Origin of the sequence: Halovenus aranensis, from assembly GCF_900100385.1 — an archaeon.
GTDB classification, from domain to species: Archaea; Halobacteriota; Halobacteria; order Halobacteriales; family Haloarculaceae; genus Halovenus; species Halovenus aranensis.
The window spans coordinates 71802-90382 of the sequence record NZ_FNFC01000005.1 but is presented as its reverse complement, the minus strand read 5'-3'; the positions used below and the strand labels follow the sequence as shown (position 1 = coordinate 90382).

Here is an 18581-nt window from a genome sequence, read left to right as displayed (position 1 = left end):
GGGGACTTAATGGGTCGGATAATATGTTATATGCTGACTAGTGCCACATTGGGGATAGAACTATATACCTGCTCGATAGGTATAGGAACGCAAATGGTTTACAACGAGGATACGTCGGCGACCCCGGCGGATCGAGTTCTTCCAGGGGACAACTAGTTCCCACGGTCAGGTACGGATTTTCGACACCACGCTGCGCGACGGCGAGCAGACGCCACGGACGTCGTTCTCGTACGACGACAAACGCGAGATAGCGGCGCAACTCGACGAGATGGGAACCCACGTCATCGAGGCGGGATTCCCGGTCAACAGCGACGACGAGTTCGAGGCGGTCCGTGACATCGCCGCGGCCAGTTCGAGTACGGTCTGTGGGCTCGCCCGCGTGGTGGACGACGACATCGAGGCGGCACTCGACAGCGGCGTCGACATGGTCCACGTGTTCGCCTCGACCAGCGACGTACAACTCGAGGACTCGATGCACGCGACCAGAACAGAAGCGAAACAACGTGCTGTCCAGTCCGTCAGGCGTGTCGTCGAGGCCGGCGCGACGTGTATGTTCTCGCCGATGGACGCCACTCGAACCGACGAGGCGTTCCTGTTCGAGATGGTCGAGGCGGCCGCCGACGCCGGCACAGACTGGATAAACGTCCCGGACACCTGTGGCGTTGCCACGCCCGAGCGGTTCGGCGAGCTCGTCGCCGATATCGTCGAACACAGCGGCGACGCCCGGGTAGATGTCCACACCCACGACGACTTCGGGCTGGCGACGCCGAACGCCCTCGCAGGCGTTCGCGGCGGCGCAGACCAGGTCCAGGTCTCGGTCAACGGCATCGGCGAGCGCGCGGGCAACGCGGCATACGAGGAGGTCGTCATGGGGCTCGAATCGCTGTACGACGTCGACACCGGTATCGACACCACAGGCATCGCTGACATCTCACGGACCGTCGAACAGCGCTCGGCGGTCCCGGTACCGGGTAACAAGCCAGTCGTCGGCGACAACGCCTTCGCCCACGAGAGCGGCATCCACGCCGCTGGCGTCATCGAAAACAGCGAGACGTTCGAGCCCGGCGTGATGACGCCGGAAATGGTCGGTGCAGAGCGTGAGTTCGTCCTCGGCAAACACACCGGGACCCACTCGGTACGCAAACGGCTCGAAGAGGTCGGTTTCGACCCCACCGATGAGGAGGTTCACACGGTGACACAGAAGGTCAAAGAAAGCGGTGTCTCTGCCGGTCACGTCACCGCTACCGACCTCGAACAGTTCGCCCGCGATGCCGGCATCGCCCGCCGCGAGGAGGTTCGCGTCTAGGCCGATGTCCCGGCCGAGCAGTAGCGACAGCGCCGTGGGGCTGCTGTCTGAGCGCAACGCTGTGTCCGCTCACCACGACCAGCAACGCGACTACTCGGCACGGGCTCCCCGAAAGCGTTATATACCACGGCGACAGGAGAGTTGTAGTAATGCAACTGACCGCTGGCACCCGGGCGTTTGTCGCCGCCAGCGGCATCGCTTTCCTCGGCATTATTGTAGGGGCCTGAGCCCCTACACTACTTCTCCTCTCGTCACCCCGACCGCATCGCCATCGACCAGCAGTCACGGATGTCTATCAATGGACAGAACAGCACAGCAGCAACCACCGACAGCACAGCACGACCCTCCGGAATCGGACACATCCGCGTCGCAAGCGGAACCGTCCGAATCCGACGGTGTCGAAACAGGTGCGGACGCGGTCGTGGCGGCACTCGAAGCCGCCGGCGTCGACGACCTCTTTGGGGTGCAAGGCGGGGCAATCATGCCCGTCTACGACGCCCTCTACGACCACGACGAACTGAACCACGTCACGATGGCCCACGAACAGGGGGCGGCGCATGCGGCCGACGCCTACGGCATCGTCACCGGCGAGCCGGGCGTCTGTCTCGCCACCTCGGGACCGGGCGCGACGAATCTCGTCACCGGCCTCGCCGACGCGAGCATGGACTCGGACCCGGTACTCGCGCTGACGGGCCAGGTCCCGACCGATTTCGTCGGCAGTGACGCCTTCCAGGAGACAGATACCACCGGCGTCACACAGCCGATTACGAAACACAACAGCTTCGCCCAGGACCCCGACACCGTCGGCGATGCCGTCGGAACGGCCTGGGCGCTGGCAAACGACGGCCGTCAGGGGCCGACACTGGTCGACCTCCCCAAAGACGTCTCCCTCGCCGAGACGACGAGCGAACCCGACAGCCCCGAGACGCCGGACACCTACAGCCCGCCGACCGAGGCAGACGAGGTCGTCGTCCGGGCAGCCACGGAGGCGCTCGAAGCCACACAGCGGCCGGTGATTCTCGCCGGCGGCGGCGTCATCAAGGGCGAGGCCTGTGACCGGCTCAGGAGCTTCGCCCGCGAGTACGAGATTCCGGTCGTGACGACGATGCCCGGTCTGGGGTCGTTCCCCGAGGACGACCCGCTGTCGATGGGGATGGCCGGGATGCACGGCACCGGCTACGCGAACCTCGCGCTGGCGAACTGCGACTTCCTGTTGGGCGTGGGGACGCGGTTCGACGACCGGCTGACCGGCGGTGTCGAGACGTTTGCCCCCGAGGCCGAGGTCGCACACGTCGACATCGACCCGGCGGAGATGAGCAAGAACATCTTCGCGGACTACCCGCTGGTCGGCGACGCGAGACGGGTCCTCGACCAGCTCGACGACGCGATAGCGACGGGCCCCGACCTCACGGAGTGGCACGAGACCTGCAAGCGGTGGGTCGAGACGTACCCACTCGAGTACGAGATGCCGGACTCGGACCCGCTCAAGCCGGAGTACGTCGTCGAGACGGCCGACGCGGTGACGCCCGAGGAGACGATTGTCACGACCGGCGTTGGCCAACACCAGATGTGGGCCTGCCTGTTCTGGGAGTACACCGAACCCCGGACCTGGGTGTCGAGTCACGGGCTGGGGACGATGGGATACGGCCTCCCCGCGGCAATCGGTGCGAAGGTCGCCGCGCCCGAGACAGAAGTCGTCTGCTTCGAGGGCGACGGCTCCCTGTTGATGACGATTCAGTCGCTGTCGGTCGCGGTCCGCGAGAACCTCGATATCACCGTCGTCGTGTTGAACAACGAGGCAATCGGGATGGTCCGCCAGTGGCAGGACGGCTTCTTCGAGGGCCGACACATGGCCTCGGAGTACGGCTGGGTCCCCGAGTTCGACACGCTGGCCGAGGCATTCGGTGCCCGCGGGTTTCGCATCGACGAGGCCGAGGATGTCGAGGCGACGCTCACCGCGGCACACGAGTACGACGGTCCGGCGGTCGTCGACGCACACATCGACCCCGAGGAGAACGTCTATCCGATGGTGCCAAGCGGGGGCGACAACGCCCGCTTTGCGTTGAACGACGAGCAACTGGAGGGGTTGGAATGAGCCGCGGCGAACTGCCCGGCGCGCCACCCGAAAAGCGCCGGACGCCAGACGGCGAGCGAACCGACCAGGGGATTCCTGTCGAGGGGGTTGACCGGCAGACACACGAGCCCCGGCGAGCCGTGCTGTCGGCGCTGGTCAAACACGAACCCGGCGTCCTCGCGGAGGTGTCGGGTCTGTTCAGCCGCCGACAGTACAACATCGAATCGCTGACGGTCGGGGAGACAATCGACGACAGCCTCGCCAGAATGACAATCGTCGTCGAGGAGAGCCGTCCGAACATCGACCAAGTGAAAAAACAGCTCGCAAAGCGGATTCCGGTCATCTCGGTGCGGGAGTTAGAGGAGGCCGTTCAGCGCGAGCTGGTCATCGTGAAAGTCGACGGCGACAGCCCCGACCAGGTCAACGCCATCACGGAGATGTACGACGGCCAGACGCTCGATGCCGGCCCGCGCTCGATTACGGTCGAAATCACGGGCGACGAACAGCGCATCGACGCGGCAATCGACGCCTACCGCCAGTTCGGCATCCGCGAACTCACCCGGACCGGCTACGCCGCGCTGGCGCGTGGCGAGAAACCCACAGCACAGGTCAGCGAACCGAATCAGGCGCCGACGGAGGCCCAAGTCAAAACGGAGACGATTGCAGATGACTGAGACAACAGTGTACACAGACAGCGACACAGAGCGCGCACAGCTTGCGAACAAGACGGTCGCGGTACTCGGCTACGGCAGTCAGGGCCACGCCCACGCACAGAATCTCGACGACAGCGGCGTCGACGTCGTCGTGGGCCTCCGACCCGACTCGCGGTCGCGTGAACACGCCAGGGCGGACGGCCTCCGCGTCACAACTCCCAGCGAGGCCACCGCCGAGGCAGATATCGTCGTCATGCTGGTCCCCGATACGGTCCAGCCGGCGGTTTATGAGGCGATTGCACCCGAACTCGAGGCCGGCGACACCCTCCAGTTCGCCCACGGGTTCAACGTCCACTACGGCCAAATCGAGCCGCCCGAAGGCGTGGACGTGACGATGGTCGCACCGAAGGGTCCGGGCCATCTGGTCCGACGGACCTACGAGCGCGGCGAGGGGACCCCCGGCCTGTTTGCGGTCTATCAGGACGCAACCGGCCAAGCCAGTGCCGAGGCACTCGCGTACGCGAGCGCAATCGGCTGCACCCGGGCGGGCGTCATCGAGACGACCTTCCGCGAGGAGACAGAGACCGACCTCTTCGGCGAGCAGGCGGTCCTCTGTGGCGGGGTCACGGACCTCGTCAAGGCGGGCTACGAGACGCTGGTCGAGGCCGGCTACTCTCCCGAAATGGCCTACTTCGAGTGCCTGAACGAACTCAAGCTCATCGTCGACCTGCTGTACGAGGGTGGCCACACCGAGATGTGGGACTCCGTCTCTGACACCGCCGAATACGGCGGGCTGACCCGCGGCGAGGATGTCATCGACAGAGAGGCGATGGACGACATTCTCGAAGGCGTCCAGTCCGGCGAGTTCGCCCGCGAGTGGATTGCGGAGAATCAGGCCAACAGGCCGGCCTACAGACAGCACCGACGCGCCGAACAGAACCACGAGATAGAACAGGTCGGCGACCGGTTGCGCGAACTTTTCGCCTGGAGCGACCAGCAACGAGAGCCGGCACCGGCTGATGACTGAACACACGACGACCACACCAATGACAGACACGAACGACACGACCGACGACAGAGAAACCGTGCGCAAACCAACCCGAGACGACGGCGAGCCGATGAAGATGAAAGAGATGGACCACGCCCCACCGGTCGAGGGGACGCGGCGGGTCTTCGAGCGGGCGAACGAGGGGAAAACCGCCCGCCCCGACGGCGGCCAACAAACGAGCGATAGAGAGACAGACGCTGACGACGAGTTCAGCCAGACGATGAAAGAGATAGACCACACGCCGCCGGTCGATGGCCCGAACCGGACCTTCGAGCGCGGCGCGGAGACTGACGTAGACAAATGAGCGAGGGGACGCTGTACGATAAGGTCTGGGACGCCCATCGCGTGACAACGCTCCCGAACGGGCAAGACCAACTGTTCGTCGGCCTCCACCTCATCCACGAAGTGACGAGCCCGCAGGCGTTCTCGATGCTCGCCGAACGAGAGATGGACGTCGCTCGTCCGGAGTTAACACTCGGCACCGTCGACCACATCGTCCCGACCGACGACCGGACTCGTCCCTACGACGACGCGGCCGAGGAGATGATGCAGTCCCTGGAGCAAAACGCCGCGGAGGCAGGTATCGAGTTGCTCGACCCGACGACCGGCGACCAGGGTATCGTCCACGTCGTCGGCCCAGAGCAGGGGCTGACACAGCCCGGCAAGACCATCGTCTGTGGCGACTCACACACCGCGACACACGGTGCCTTCGGCGCGCTCGCGTTCGGCATCGGCACCTCCCAGATTCGGGACGTGCTCGCCACTGGAACTGTGGCGATGGAAAAGAAGGCTGTCCGACACATCGAGGTGACCGGCGAACTCGGCGAGGGCGTCACCGCGAAAGACGTCATCCTCGGAATCATCCGCCGGCTGGGCACCGACGGCGGCGTCGGCTACGTCTACGAGTACGGCGGCGAGGCAATCGAGGCGCTGGATATGGCCGGCCGGATGAGTCTCTGTAACATGTCTATCGAGGGCGGCGCACGGGCAGGCTATGTCAACCCCGACGAGACCACCTACGCGTGGCTCGAATCGACCGACTACTTCGAGGACAACCCCGGGGAGTTCGAGCGGCTCCGCCCGTACTGGGAGTCGGTCCGAAGTGATGCCGACGCCGACTACGACGACGTTGTCACCGTCGACGGGACCGCTCTGGAACCGATGGTGACCTGGGGGACGACACCCGAGCAGGGCGTCGGTATCACCGACCCGGTACCCGAGCCCTCATCGCTCCCGGAAGACAAACGACAGCGGGCGCGCGACGCACAGGCGCACATGGGCGTCGAACCCGGCGAGACGATGGAGGGGTACCCGGTCGACGTGGCCTTTCTGGGGTCGTGTACCAACGCGCGGTTGCCGGACCTCCGGCGGGCAGCCAGCGTCCTCGATGGTCGAACGGTCCACGACAGCGTGCGCGCACTCGTGGTGCCCGGCAGCCAGCGCGTCAGCACCGCCGCCGAGGCCGAAGGGCTCCGCGAGACGTTCGTCGAGGCCGGCTTCGAGTGGCGCGAACCCGGCTGTTCGATGTGTCTCGCGATGAACGACGACCAGCTGGTCGGCGACGAGGTCTGTGCTTCCTCGTCGAACCGGAACTTCGTCGGCCGCCAGGGTAGCTCGGCGGGCCGAACCGTCCTGATGAACCCCTCGATGGTCGCCGCCGCGGCCGTCGCTGGCGAGGTGACCGACGTGCGCGACCTGCCGCCGACGGGGACGCCGGGCTCACAGCCGGGGGTGTCGGTGTGAGCGACGGCGTTCCGTCGGTGACTCGCGTCTCGGGGACGGCCGTCCCGATTCGCGGAAACGACATCGACACCGACCAGATTATCCCGGCCCGGTTCCTGAAGGTCGTCAGCTTCGAGGGGCTCGGTCAGTTTGCCTTTTTCGACCAGCGCTACGACGAGGCCGACGAGCCGACCGACCACCCGATGAACCGCCCCCGCCACGAGGACGCGAACGTACTGGTCGTCAACGCCAACTTCGGCTGTGGCTCCTCGCGAGAGCACGCCCCCCAGGCGCTGATGCGCTGGGGAATCGACGCCATCGTCGGCGAGAGCTTCGCCGAAATATTCGCCGGAAACTGCCTCTCGCTCGGGATTCCGACCGTGACCGCGAGCGCCGAGGAGATTACGGCCCTCCAGGAGTGGGTCGACGGAAATCCAGACGAGGAGGTGACGGTCGATATCGAGGCCGAGACAGTGACATACAGCGATAATACCGTTGACGCCACCGTCGGCGAGGGCCAGCGGACGGCACTGGTCGATGGCATCTGGGATACGACCGCGCTCATGCGCTCGAACCAGGCGGCAATCGACGCGACGGCCACCGACCTCCCCTACGTCGACGGAGGGCAGCCGTGACCCACGAGGTCGCCGTGGTCCCCGGCGACGGCATCGGCCGAGAGGTCGTCCCCGCCGCCGTCGACGTACTCGACGCCGCCGACGCGTCAATCGAGTTCGTTCACGCCGAGGCCGGCGACGCCACGAAAGCCGAGCGCGGCGAGGCGCTGCCCGAGGAGACCCGCAAGACGGTCGCCGACGCGGACGCGACGCTGTTTGGCGCGGCAGGAGAGACCGCCGCCGACGTAATTCTCCCGCTGCGGTCGGTCGTCGGCTCCTACGCGAACGTGCGACCAGTACGCGCGTATCCGGGCACCGACGCCCTTGCGCCCGAGACCGATCTGGTCTTCATCCGCGAGAACACGGAGGGCGTCTACTCGGGCATCGAGAGCGAAATCACAGCCGGCGTGCGAACGCTGACCCGCGTCGTGACCGACGAGGCCTCCGAAGCCATCGCCGACTTCGGCTTTGCGTACGCCGAGCGCAACGGCTACGACCGGGTCACCGTCGCCCACAAGGCGAACGTCATGACAGCGACCGACGGGCTCTTTCTCGATGCCGTCGAGCGGGTGAGCCAGCGCCGCGGGGCCGCCTACGACGCCGAACTCATGGACGCGCTGGCGATGGAACTCGTAATGAACTCCGAGGCGTATGGTGTCGTCGTCTGCCCGAACCTCGCGGGCGATGTCCTCTCGGACCTCGCCGCCGGACTCGTCGGTGGACTCGGGATGCTCCCATCGGCCAACATCGGCGACGAGAACGCCCTGTTCGAGCCCGTGCACGGAACCGCCCCGGATATCGCCGGCGACGGCGTCGCCAACCCTGCGGCGACGATGCTCTCGGCCGCGCTGTTGCTCGAATATCTCGGTCATCACGCCGAGGCAAATCAGGTCCGCGAAGCCGTCGAGGGTGTCCTCGCCGACGGGCCTCGAACGCCCGACCTCGGCGGGACCGCCTCGACCGGTCAGATTCGCGATGCAGTCGTTGGCCGTCTGCCCTGATAGTGCTTATTGCGAGTCTGTACCGCTGTGACAACGTCAGACGGATTTTACACGATGATGCCTGGGACGTGGTCACGAAAATCACCGCAATAATCACTATGAGTTCGCGTCAGCGGTGCTGCTAAAATATATTTTAGATAATATATTTCCTCCCATCGCCCTTAGCACGGTTGTAATGTACGACAGAAGCGGTTCAGACACATTCACCGAGCGCAGCGAGGTGACACTCGACGGACGACCAGACCCTGTCGAGGCGCCGGAGTCGACGGGGCCGACATACGAGACGGGGACCACCATCGTCGCCCTGAGTGCGGCCGAGGGTGTGGTGATGGCCGCCGACAGGCGGATGAGTCTGGGCGGGCGGTTCACCGCGAGCAAGAACGTCCGCAAGATATCAAAGGTCCACCCGACCGCAGCGATGGCAATTTCGGGCAGCGTCGGCCCGGCACAGCAACTCATCCAGTCCCTCCGGGCGGAGGCGAGTCTCTACCGGACACGGCGGGGCGAGCCCATGAGCATGGGCGCACTCGCACAGACCGCGGGTCATCTCGTCCGCGGGTTGCCCGCCCAGCCGTTGCTCGCGGGCGTCGACGACGACGGCGGCCACGTCTACGAACTCGACGGCGGCGGGAGCGTCATCGAAGACAGCTACGCCGCAGGTGGTAGCGGCCTCCAGACCGCCTACGGCCTGCTCGAAGGCCGGATGAGCGAGGGACTGTCGGTCGGAGAAGCGACCGAGGTTGCTATCGACGCGGTCGAGGCGGCGAGCGAGCGTGACACCGCAAGCGGCAACGGCGTGACCGTCGCGCGGATTACTGCCGACGGCATCGAGATGGAGGCCCCGGGAGGTGAGAACTGATGGAGCCGAACAACCAGCAGGCCTACGACCGCGGGAGCACTATCTTCTCGCCGGACGGCCGCCTCTATCAGGTCGAGTACGCCCGCGAGGCCGTCGCCCGCGGAGGTCCGACAGTCGGAATCACCGCCGCCGAGAGCGTCGTTTTCGCTTCCTACGGGTCGGCGCGCTCGCCGCTCGTGGTCCCCGAGAGCATCGAGAAGCTTCGAGATATCGACGGCCAACTCGGTATCGCCACCGCGGGCCACGTCGCCGACGGCCGTCGCCTCGTCGAACAGGGTCGTCAGTTCGCCCACCAGGAACGGCTCCGGTACGACGAACAGCCCGGCGTCGAAGCCACGGCGAAAGCCCTCGCCGACTTCGTCCAGGAGTCGACACAGGTCGGCGGGACGCGGCCGTTCGGTGCGGCCCTCCTCGTCGGCGGCGTCGTCGACCGGCCGCGGCTCTACGATGTCGACCCCTCGGGGACGCCTACCGAGTGGCGGGCGACAGCTATCGGCCACGAGAGCGACGCTATCAGAGAGGCTCTCGAAGCCGAGTACGAACAGCAACTGGACGAGCATACGGCGCTCCGGCTCGCGCTCCGGGCGCTTTCCGGCGACGAGCGGGAGCTATCGACAGAGTCGCTTGACGTTGCGGTCGCTCGGGAAGACGGCTTGACCACCTTCGACGAGGGCCAGCGGAGGGACCTCCTCGAAGAGACAGAGCTGTGAGGTAGCCGACCGTCCTTGCGGTACTCAGCCGCCGATTCCGGTGACCGAACCGGCCAGTTTGTCCTGTAAGACGTGATAGGACGCGTTGAGCGCGATGAGGCCGACGATAGCGGCCCAGAGCCCGATGAACGTCTCACCGCCGCTCAGAAACAGGAGGCTCTTGTACTCGAACAGGAATCCGAGCCCGGCAAACAGCGAGACTGCCCCGGTGTACACCGCCGTCACGGCGATGGGGACAATCAGTTCCAGTGCTTCCTCGTACATGCACCGAGATAGCAGCACTGACGATTATAACTCTGTTGGCTGCGCCGTCGACGGGCGTTAGGCCGCTGCGTCGTCACCGAGGTCGCTCGCCTTCTCGCCGGATTCTCGTTGCGTGGCACCGCTGACGGGACGGCGGCGGTGGTCGTGGACGGTGCCGTCACGACGGAGATACAGCTCGAGGACCTCCTCGTCCAGCCGTGTACTCACGAGGAGACACCAGGGCTCCGTCGAGAGGAGACGCTCGCGCCACTCCGGGCCGACGTTCCAGAGCGGCCGCTCGGTCACGTCCTGTCCGTGGTCGTCGTAGAATGAGACGACAGCGGGGTGGTCGATGACCGAGAGCGTGGCCGGACAGTCGACACTCGCCCGGCACCGCGAGCAGTCACACGAAAACTGGATAGCCGAGCCGTCGTCGGGCGATTCCGGCGTCAGTTCGACGGGACCCCCACAGTCCGGGCAGACGCCCTCGACGAACGACCGGATACGGTTGCGGTGATAGCTGTCGAGTGCCGCCGGTAGGTCTGTCGCATCTCGAATCTCGGCACCTGTGGGAAACGAGAGGCGCGTGACCGACTGCTCGCACCCGCTGCAGGTCACGTCCGCGACGCCGTCAGACACCGACAGCGTCAGGGCACCGTCCCGACAGAGCGGGCAGGCCGTTTCGAGCGAGACGGACTCGGGTTCGACGCTGGTCGTGAACTGCCCGGACGCGACAGCGCGTGCGGCCGCTCGGCCGGCACTAGTCAACTCCCAGCGCTCGTCGTCACGCTGGCGCACGAACTGGTCGAGTTCCCGGAGGTGGTACGCGAATCCGGCAGAGGAGTCGCTCTCGCTCCCCTCGAACAGCGCCGAAAACGAGCACGGCCCCTCGACGTGGAGGCGACGGACGATATCGACTCGCGTCTCGTTGCCGAGTTGCTGGAAGGCCGCTGCTGGCGTCGTCCCCGTCGCCGCGTCGACGGTGTCGCCGCCTGCGGTCTGGCCGAGGCCGTCTGCAGGTGTCGCGGGGTTCATTACCCGCTGTTAGTCTCGAAACGATAAGGTTCTGTTGGCTCACGCAACTGTTGATTGGCGAACGATAGCAGTAGAATCGCTCGCCCGAGCTACAGGTCCGACAGCCAGTCGGCGAAGTCGCCGGTGAGGAAGTCGACGTAGTCGACGATACCCAGCCACAGCGAGACGACGATGACGATGACGACGGGCACCCGCACCAGCCATATCCAGGTCGGTCCGAGCGGTCCGAGGTCGCCGATACCCGCTCCCAGTTCTTCGACGGCCGGCCCCGACCAGAGCCAGGAGACGTACACCGAGATGAGCAACCCGCCGAGCAACAGCAGGATGCCGTTCATCAGCCCGTCGTACAGGGAGAGAAGCACGATGTCGTAGGCGGGCGCCAATCCGAGGACGAACAGCGCCGCACAGACGAACACCGTCGCACGGAGGCGGTCCATCCCGTGCTCGTCGACGGCATACGAGACGACGACTTCGGTGAGGCTGATAGCACTCGACAGGGCGGCGATGATGACCGTCCCGAAGAAGACGGTGCCGGCGAGCCAGCCAAGCGAGAGGTCACCGAACGCCGCCGACAGGCTGACGAAAATCGCGCCCGGCCCGGGTTCGCCGGGGTCGACGCCGGCGGTGAACAGAATCGGGAAGACGATGAGACCGACGAGGACGGCAATCGCCGTGTCGAAGCCGATGATAATCGCGCCGTCTTCGGCGAGGTTTCGGTCTTCGTCGATGTAGGAGGCATACGTTATCATGATACCGAACCCGAGCGAGAGCGTAAAGAAGGCCTGTCCGGCCGCGTCCGGCAAAATCGTGGTCCACTGGGCGGCGATGCGGCCGAAATCCGGTTCGAGGTAGAAGGAGTACCCCTCACTTGCACCCGACAGCGTCGACGCCCAGGCCGCGAGACCGAGCACGATGGCGATAATCGCTGGCACCATCAGCTTCACAGCGAGCTCGATACCCTGGCGGATACCGAGGCCAACGATAGCGACGATGCCGACCAGAAAGAGGCCGTGCAACGCCATCGCTTCGAGGCCAGAGGAGAGCTGGCCGAACTGGCTGGCGGCCGCGTCGATGTCGGCCATATAGCCGTCTTGCAGACCGAGCACCGTGTAGCGGATAGTCCACCCCGCGATGACGCTGTAGTAGGACATGATGACGAAGGTCGCTACCACGAACACCCAGCCGACGTACTGCCAGGCACCGCGGCCGATTTCCTGCATCGCACCGACCGGATTCCGCTCGGTGTGACGACCGATGACGAACTCGACGAGAATCGCCGGGAAACCGACGACGACGATAAAGACGAGGTAGACGAGCAGAAAGCCCGCACCGCCGTTTTCGCCGGTAATAAACGGGAACCGCCAGATGTTTCCGAGCCCGACGGCGCTCCCGACTGCCGCGAGAATGAATGCGACACGCGTCGACCACTCTTCACGCTCTGAGCTATCCTGTGACATACGCCCGTCTTCAACGACCGAGTAATAAATAGCTGAAGTTTCGTTCTCATGTGGTGGCTGTCAGCGAAACTCACGGCTCGCCTTGCCCAAGCGTGCGTATCGCACAGCTTTTGATGCTTCACCGAATAGAACTGTTCGAATGATATCGAAGGGCTGTGAACAGTGTGCAGAAGGGGGCAAGATGGTCATGTTTGTCTACGGCTACTGTGACCAGCGCGACTGTTTTTACTGTCCGCTCGGCGAGAACCGCAAGAACGTGACCGATATCTACGCCAACGAGCGGAAAGTCGAATCCGACGAGGACGTCATCGCCGAGGCCAAACGGATGGACGCGCTCGGCACCTCGATAACTGGCGGTGAGCCACAGGAAGTGCTCGACCGCACCTGTCACTATCTCAGCCTACTCAAAGACGAGTTCGGCGAGGACCACCACACCCACCTCTACACCGGCATCACCGGGGGCCGCGAGAATATGCGCCGCCTAGCAGAGGCCGGTCTCGACGAGATTCGCTTCCACCCGCCCCTCGAACAGTGGGGCGACCTCCACGGCACCGAGTGGGAAGATATCCTCTACATCGCCCGTGAGGAAGGTCTCACCCCTGCCTTCGAGATTCCGGGGATTCGCGCCGAGGAGGAGTTCCTCGAGTTCCTCGACGAAGGGGCAGCCGACTACTGTAACATCAACGAGTTCGAGATGAGTCAGGGGAACTTCCGGCGGATGCAAGAGGAAGGCTTCGAGCGCAAAGAGGGCCACATGAGCGCCGTCGAGGGAAGCCACGAAATCCTCGACGTGATGGGCGACCACGAGAAGGTCTACTTCTGTACCTCTGTGTTCAAAGACGCCGCCCAGCACCGCAACCGGATGAAACGGATGGCCCAGAACGTCCGGCGACCCTTCGACGAGGTGACCGAAGACGGCACCATCGTCTACGGCAAGGCCTGGGTCAGCGCCGAGCGACTGGACGAGCTCGGGGTCCCGGCCGACTACTACGCTGTCAAATCGAGCCACGTCGAGTTGGCGTGGTGGCTCCTCGAAGAGATGCTCGAAGAAGGCGACATCGAGGAAGGCGAAATCGTCGAGCAGTACCCGACCGTCGACGGGACGGTCGTCGAGCGGACGCCGCTCGCCTGAGCGACTCAGGAATCTGTGACCTGCATCGGGGGAATCGTCGGCTGTGACCAGAGCTGCCAGCCGTCTCCGGTCTCGAACAGTAGAACAGTCGGATTGAACGACAGCCCCTCGGCCGTAGCCTCGTGGCGGACGTAGGCGTGGGCCTCGAAGTCGTGTTCTTTTTGGAGGGTGTCGATTGCCTCCCGTTCTTGTTCGATTGCGGTCTGGACGACCTCGCTCTCGGCGTCCGCGTCGCCGTACTTGTTCGCCACCGCGGTTTCGAGGTCGACCTCCTCGGGGCCAGCGAGGGAAATCTCGTCGGCCGCGAGCGCGACCTCGAACTGTTTCGCGGGGTTCTCGCCGATACTGTAGTCGCCGTCTTCGTGTGCGTACTGGTTCGCCCGCTCGCGCTCGCCGTCTGCGAGGGCCTGGAAGTACGAATCGACGGCTTCGACGGGGTCGTCTGCCGAGGCGTCGTCGCTGTCCATGCAACCGGCCGTCGCGACGACGGCCCCGAGGCTGCTGGCTGCCGCGATACGGAGGAACTGTCGTCTGCCGACATCACGTGTCTTGGGGGGCGGAGACATACTGCCGTCTCTGGCCGGTCTCCGAAAGTAGTTTCTGATGTTACTGCCCTGGCTTTCGACTCACGGTGTGTCGGTCAACCAGTCACCTCCCGGGAAACCGTCTGTGAGCGCGTCGGCGACCATCTCGCGGCTGACCAGTGCGAACCCCGTCGCAACGGCGAGAAAGCCGACGACAGTCGTGACAGCGAGCGCGTGTCCCAGGAACAGAATCGAGACGAGCGTCGCGAACACGGGTTCGAGGTAGGCCACGAGCGTCGTCTCGGTCGCCCCGACACGGCGGACCAACCCGAAATACAGCAGGTAGCCGCCCGCGCCGGCGCCGAGGGTGATATACAGCAGCGAGCCGACCGCTGCTGGCGAGAGCGCGGTCGGGGCAGGCATCGATTCGCCACTCAACACCGAGCCACAGAACAACAGCCCGGCACCGACGACCATCGCCCACCCCTGTAACGCTTCGAGGGGAAGCCCGCCCTCGGCAAGCTGGATAGTCACCGACCCGACAGCGAACATGGCGGTCCCCACGAAGACGAGCCCCACACCGACGACCGTCGTCGAGAGAACACCCGAGCCCGGGGAGGGCTGTGCGATGACAGCGACCCCGGCGAGACCGAGTACGAACCCGCAGGCGTCGAGTAGCCCGCGAGACTCACCCAGCAGCGGGACCGCAATGACCGCCGCGACTATTGGCGACATCGTCACGACGACTGCGGCCACAGCACCTGAGACGTACTGCGTACCGACGAACAGCGCGCCCTGATAGCCGCCGAACATGAACGCGCCGACGACCGCGATACCGAGAAGTTCGTCCCGGTCACGTGGGAGGAGTTGGTCTGTCACCACGGCCGCGTACGCAAGCACGATACCGCCCGCGACGGCGTACCGAAATCCAGCAGCGCCAAGCGGGGGAACCTCGTCGACGACCACGTCGATTGCCGGGAACGCCGCCCCCCAGAGGAGACCGACACCGACGAGGACGAGCGCGGCCGGCAGTTGAAACCGCTTCGTTGTTACAGACATTTATTCGAAAGTAATTCAATTATGGGCTGGTGTTGAAATAGCGTGACTACTACGGCAGTCTTTCTTCGAGACGCTGCGTATTTCAAATCAGGTTCGACTTGCTACCAATATATAGCGTCAATGCCGAATCTATTTCAACTGATGCGGAATATACGACTGTATGGACGAGAAAGACATCCAGATACTGAAATCAATCGAAGAACTTGAGACGACGAGCACCGACGCGGTGAGCGAGGCGACGGGGATTCCGATATCGACCGTTCACTACCGTCTCAACAACCTCAGAGAGGCTGGCGTTATCACGAACGACCGTCTGGACATCGACCTCGACGAACTCGGCCTCGATATCACGGTCTTAGTCGAGGTGTTCACGAAAAACGAACAGAATCACCGGAAGAGCGGCCCGAAAATCGCCGATATCGAGGGGGTGACGAAGGTGTTTTTCACGATGGGTGAAACTGACTTCATGGCGCTTGCGCGTCTTCCGAGCAGTGAGAGCGTCGAGCGACTCATCTCTGATTTCGAGGCGCTCGAAGATGTTTCCCGAACCAACTCGACATTCGTGATTTCCCGCGAACTAGACAGTCACTACCCGCTCCAGCAGTACACAGCAGAAACACTCGTCGAGGAACTCGCCGAGTAGTCACAGAATCTCCCGGACCTCTGCCGGCGACTCCAGCACGTGTGTGGGTTCGGGGTCGGGGTCTGCGGGCGGCGTTTCGCCGGGGACCCAGGCCGACTGCATCCCGACGTTGTTCGCCCCACCGATATCTCCCTGCAGCGAGTCGCCGATGTAGATGCTCGTCTCCGGGACTGCCTCCAGTCTGTCAAGCACTGCCTGAAACGCTTCGGGGTCAGGCTTGCCCGCAATGTCCGTCTTCGGCCCGCAGACGACGACCGCGTCGAACAGGTCGGCGATACCCAGCCGGTCGAGTTTCGCCCGCTGCGTTTCGGGGTCGCCGTAGGTCAGCATGCCGAGGCTGTCGTACTGCTCGCGGGCGTACTCCAGCCCCTCGCGTGCCCCTGCTCGGAACTCTACGTCAGTTTCGTCGACGACAGCCACCGTCGTTTCGGCGAGCCTGCGATACTGCTCGTCTGTGAGCCCACCAGACACAGCGCGGTAGAGTTGCTCGTAAAACGCCTGGTCCGATTCGACGGTCGGAATCTCTGCCGGGTCGACGTTCCGGACGGCCTCGACGGTGAACTGTGGCTCCACGCCGGCGCGGGAAAACACAGCCTCGTGAATCTCCTCGTCGCTCTGGGTGTTCTCACAGAGCGTCGTATCGAGGTCGAAGACAACGGTCTCGATGGCTGGCATGGCTCGATTTCATCACCTGAGCTACAAAAGGAAGACGGAATCGTGTCAGTCGCCGTCTCGCGTGGGCCGGGACGAGCGGGCGAGAAATCGCCGTAGCTCGTCGGCCACCTGCTGTGGTTGGGCGGCGTGTGGCCAGTGACTACTCTCGTGAAACCGACTGACACGAAGGTCGTCGACGACCGCGTCGAGCCCATCAGTAAGGGCGCTCCCGAGTACAGGGTCTTGCTCTCCCCAGAGTACGAGCGTCGGCACGTCGACCTGTCGCGGTGACGGTCGTTCACCCCGGAGCAGCGACGACAGTCCCTCGGAGAGCGTATCGCGTGCAATCGCGCGGTAGTAGTTGAGCGGGCCAGACGGCGCGTCGCTGCGCTCCAGCGCGGCCCGGAACCGGTCGACGTCTTCGGTCGAGAAGGCATCTGCGGCCGCCAGACCCTCGATGGAGAGCTCGACGAGCCGGTAGCCGTCGGCTTCGAACAGCCGCTCGGGGAGCCACGGAAGCTGGAGGGCGCCGACGTACGACGAGCGAACGAGCTGGCTCGGCGACTGGAGGAGCCGACGCCGGTACAGGTCGGGATGGGGCGCGTTGAGGACGGCAAGCTGGCTGACCATCTCGGGTTCGCGCATGGCACACTCCCAGCCGATGAGGCCACCCCAGTCGTGCCCGATAACTGCTGTCTGGGCCGCGTTACGGTGTTCGACGAGGCCGCGCACGTCGGCGACGAGTTCGTCCATCTGGTAGCTGGGGACACCAGCCGGTGTCGACGAGCGGTTGTACCCCCGCAGATCCGGTGCGACGACGCGATAGCCGGCATCGGCGAGCGTGTCGAGCTGGCGATGCCAGGTGTACCAACACTCGGGAAACCCGTGCAGGAGGACCACCAGCGGGGCAGTCCCTGTCGGGTGGTCGACCGTACCGGGTGCTGGCGCGACGGTCACGTAGTGAATTTCGATGTCGTTGACGTAGGCGGTTTCGTGGTGCCAGTTGGGCGGGTCCGCGGGATGACGCGTTGTTTTTCTGTCGTGTCGCTCGCCCGGGATGTCCTCAGTCATACGCTGGTGTACATCTCTGTTTGCCGATGGACAGCGGTTTGGCCGCCAGCAGGAAAAAGCCGCCGCCCAGAGAGCCACAGCGTCGACCTGTCAGAGAACCACCCGGAAACCTTTTGCATCCAGTCGTCTCTAGACGGAAACGAATGAGTAGCTCCGAGCCTGCGACAGTGCTCGTCGTGGACGACGAGCCGGACGTGGCGGACGCGTATGCGGCACAACTCCAGGGGGAGTACATCGTCTCGACGGCGTACGGCGGCCAGGAGGCACTCGATAAGATGGACGACGCGGTCGATATCGTCTTGCTCGACCGTCGGATGCCAGGTATCTCGGGAGACGAAGTGCTCGAAAAAATCAGGGAGCGAGACCTACACGTTCGGGTAGCGATGGTGACCGCAGTCGACCCCGACTTCGATATCATCGAGATGCCGTTCGACGACTACGTCATCAAGCCCGTCTCGCGCGACGACCTCTTCGAGACTATCGAGCGTCTGCTCACCTGTTCCGAGTACGAGGAGCGCCTGCGACGCTACTACGCACTGACCGCCAAACACGCGACGCTGGTCGCGAACAAACCCGAGTCCGAACTGGCCGAAAGCGAGGCGTTCGACGACCTCGAAGCGAAGATGGACTCGATTCAGGACGACCTCGACGAGACGATTTCTACCTTCGACGACGAGGACTTCGAGGCCGCGTTCCGTGACCTGAACGACGAATCACTGCTCGACCCGCCCGAGGAGTAGCGCCCCCAAGCGACCGCTCTCGTCTGTTTCCCCGGT

20 protein-coding genes are annotated in these 18581 nt (G+C 64.5%); 13 read left to right on the top strand and 7 right to left on the bottom strand.

The window, feature by feature from the left end; all coding sequences use genetic code 11:
- Positions 1–109 precede the first annotated feature (109 nt).
- The 10 genes from BLR34_RS06525 (at position 110) to BLR34_RS06480 (ending at position 9987) form a co-directional block, all read left to right on the top strand.
- Entirely contained in the window at positions 110–1306 is a 1197-nt protein-coding gene (locus tag BLR34_RS06525; RefSeq protein ID WP_092700912.1) for a LeuA family protein, read from the top strand.
- Positions 1307–1604: 298 nt separating this feature from the next.
- Positions 1605–3401: a biosynthetic-type acetolactate synthase large subunit gene (gene ilvB, locus BLR34_RS06520; RefSeq protein ID WP_092700909.1), complete on the top strand. Its 1797-nt coding sequence runs from the start codon at positions 1605–1607 to the stop codon at positions 3399–3401.
- Complete coding sequence (gene ilvN, locus BLR34_RS06515; protein WP_092700906.1) at positions 3398–4054, top strand: acetolactate synthase small subunit; 657 nt, start codon at positions 3398–3400, stop codon at positions 4052–4054. The genes ilvB and ilvN overlap by 4 nt, the downstream gene beginning before the upstream one ends.
- On the top strand, positions 4047–5060 hold the full coding sequence (gene ilvC / locus BLR34_RS06510; protein WP_092700903.1) for a ketol-acid reductoisomerase: 1014 nt from the start codon (positions 4047–4049) through the stop codon (positions 5058–5060). The genes ilvN and ilvC overlap by 8 nt, the downstream gene beginning before the upstream one ends.
- 19 nt (positions 5061–5079) lie before the next feature.
- Positions 5080–5385 (top strand): DUF7989 family protein, encoded by a 306-nt coding sequence (locus BLR34_RS06505; protein ID WP_092700900.1) that lies wholly within the window; start codon positions 5080–5082, stop codon positions 5383–5385.
- Complete coding sequence (leuC, locus tag BLR34_RS06500) at positions 5382–6824, top strand: 3-isopropylmalate dehydratase large subunit (RefSeq protein WP_092700897.1); 1443 nt, start codon at positions 5382–5384, stop codon at positions 6822–6824. The genes BLR34_RS06505 and leuC overlap by 4 nt, the downstream gene beginning before the upstream one ends.
- Positions 6821–7438, top strand: a complete 618-nt coding sequence (gene leuD / locus BLR34_RS06495; protein WP_092700894.1) for a 3-isopropylmalate dehydratase small subunit — start codon at positions 6821–6823, stop codon at positions 7436–7438. The genes leuC and leuD overlap by 4 nt, the downstream gene beginning before the upstream one ends.
- Entirely contained in the window at positions 7435–8418 is a 984-nt protein-coding gene (locus tag BLR34_RS06490; RefSeq protein WP_092700891.1) for an isocitrate/isopropylmalate dehydrogenase family protein, read from the top strand. Before leuD ends, BLR34_RS06490 begins: the two co-directional genes overlap by 4 nt.
- 175 nt (positions 8419–8593) lie before the next feature.
- Positions 8594–9277, top strand: a complete 684-nt coding sequence (locus tag BLR34_RS06485) for an Ntn hydrolase family protein (protein ID WP_092700888.1) — start codon at positions 8594–8596, stop codon at positions 9275–9277.
- On the top strand, positions 9277–9987 hold the full coding sequence (locus BLR34_RS06480) for an archaeal proteasome endopeptidase complex subunit alpha (protein WP_092700885.1): 711 nt from the start codon (positions 9277–9279) through the stop codon (positions 9985–9987). Before BLR34_RS06485 ends, BLR34_RS06480 begins: the two co-directional genes overlap by 1 nt.
- A 24-nt stretch (positions 9988–10011) precedes the next feature.
- Here the strand turns inward: BLR34_RS06480 and BLR34_RS06475 are convergent, their stop codons facing one another.
- The 3 genes from BLR34_RS06475 to BLR34_RS06465 form a co-directional block, all read right to left on the bottom strand.
- A complete protein-coding gene (locus BLR34_RS06475; protein ID WP_092700882.1) occupies positions 10012–10251 on the bottom strand; it encodes a DUF8151 family protein in 240 nt (79 codons plus the stop codon).
- A gap of 57 nt (positions 10252–10308) precedes the next feature.
- Positions 10309–11265: a winged helix-turn-helix domain-containing protein gene (locus tag BLR34_RS06470; protein ID WP_092700879.1), complete on the bottom strand. Its 957-nt coding sequence runs from the start codon at positions 11263–11265 to the stop codon at positions 10309–10311.
- 89 nt (positions 11266–11354) lie between these two features.
- Positions 11355–12722 (bottom strand): sodium-dependent transporter, encoded by a 1368-nt coding sequence (locus BLR34_RS06465; RefSeq protein ID WP_092700876.1) that lies wholly within the window; start codon positions 12720–12722, stop codon positions 11355–11357.
- A gap of 139 nt (positions 12723–12861) precedes the next feature.
- On the opposite strand from BLR34_RS06465, the gene BLR34_RS06460 reads away from it, so the two are divergent.
- A complete protein-coding gene (locus BLR34_RS06460; protein ID WP_092700873.1) occupies positions 12862–13854 on the top strand; it encodes a radical SAM protein in 993 nt (330 codons plus the stop codon).
- 5 nt (positions 13855–13859) lie between these two features.
- Here BLR34_RS06460 and BLR34_RS06455 read toward each other — a convergent pair whose 3' ends face one another.
- Both BLR34_RS06455 and BLR34_RS06450 read right to left on the bottom strand, forming a co-directional pair.
- Positions 13860–14420: a hypothetical protein gene (locus tag BLR34_RS06455; protein WP_092700870.1), complete on the bottom strand. Its 561-nt coding sequence runs from the start codon at positions 14418–14420 to the stop codon at positions 13860–13862.
- Between the two features lie 60 nt (positions 14421–14480).
- A complete protein-coding gene (locus tag BLR34_RS06450; RefSeq protein WP_092700867.1) occupies positions 14481–15437 on the bottom strand; it encodes a DMT family transporter in 957 nt (318 codons plus the stop codon).
- 160 nt (positions 15438–15597) lie between these two features.
- Here BLR34_RS06450 and BLR34_RS06445 point away from each other — a divergent pair, with 160 nt between their 5' ends.
- A complete protein-coding gene (locus BLR34_RS06445) occupies positions 15598–16080 on the top strand; it encodes an Lrp/AsnC family transcriptional regulator (protein WP_092700864.1) in 483 nt (160 codons plus the stop codon).
- Here BLR34_RS06445 and BLR34_RS06440 read toward each other — a convergent pair whose 3' ends face one another.
- Both BLR34_RS06440 and BLR34_RS06435 read right to left on the bottom strand, forming a co-directional pair.
- Positions 16081–16755 carry an HAD family hydrolase gene (locus BLR34_RS06440; RefSeq protein ID WP_092700861.1) on the bottom strand — a complete coding sequence of 225 codons (675 nt, stop codon included), beginning with the start codon at positions 16753–16755 and terminating at the stop codon, positions 16081–16083.
- Between the two features lie 45 nt (positions 16756–16800).
- On the bottom strand, positions 16801–17805 hold the full coding sequence (locus BLR34_RS06435) for an alpha/beta fold hydrolase (RefSeq protein ID WP_092700858.1): 1005 nt from the start codon (positions 17803–17805) through the stop codon (positions 16801–16803).
- 143 nt (positions 17806–17948) lie between these two features.
- On the opposite strand from BLR34_RS06435, the gene BLR34_RS06430 reads away from it, so the two are divergent.
- Positions 17949–18545 (top strand): HalX domain-containing protein, encoded by a 597-nt coding sequence (locus BLR34_RS06430; protein WP_092700855.1) that lies wholly within the window; start codon positions 17949–17951, stop codon positions 18543–18545.
- The last annotated feature ends 36 nt before the right edge of the window (positions 18546–18581 follow it).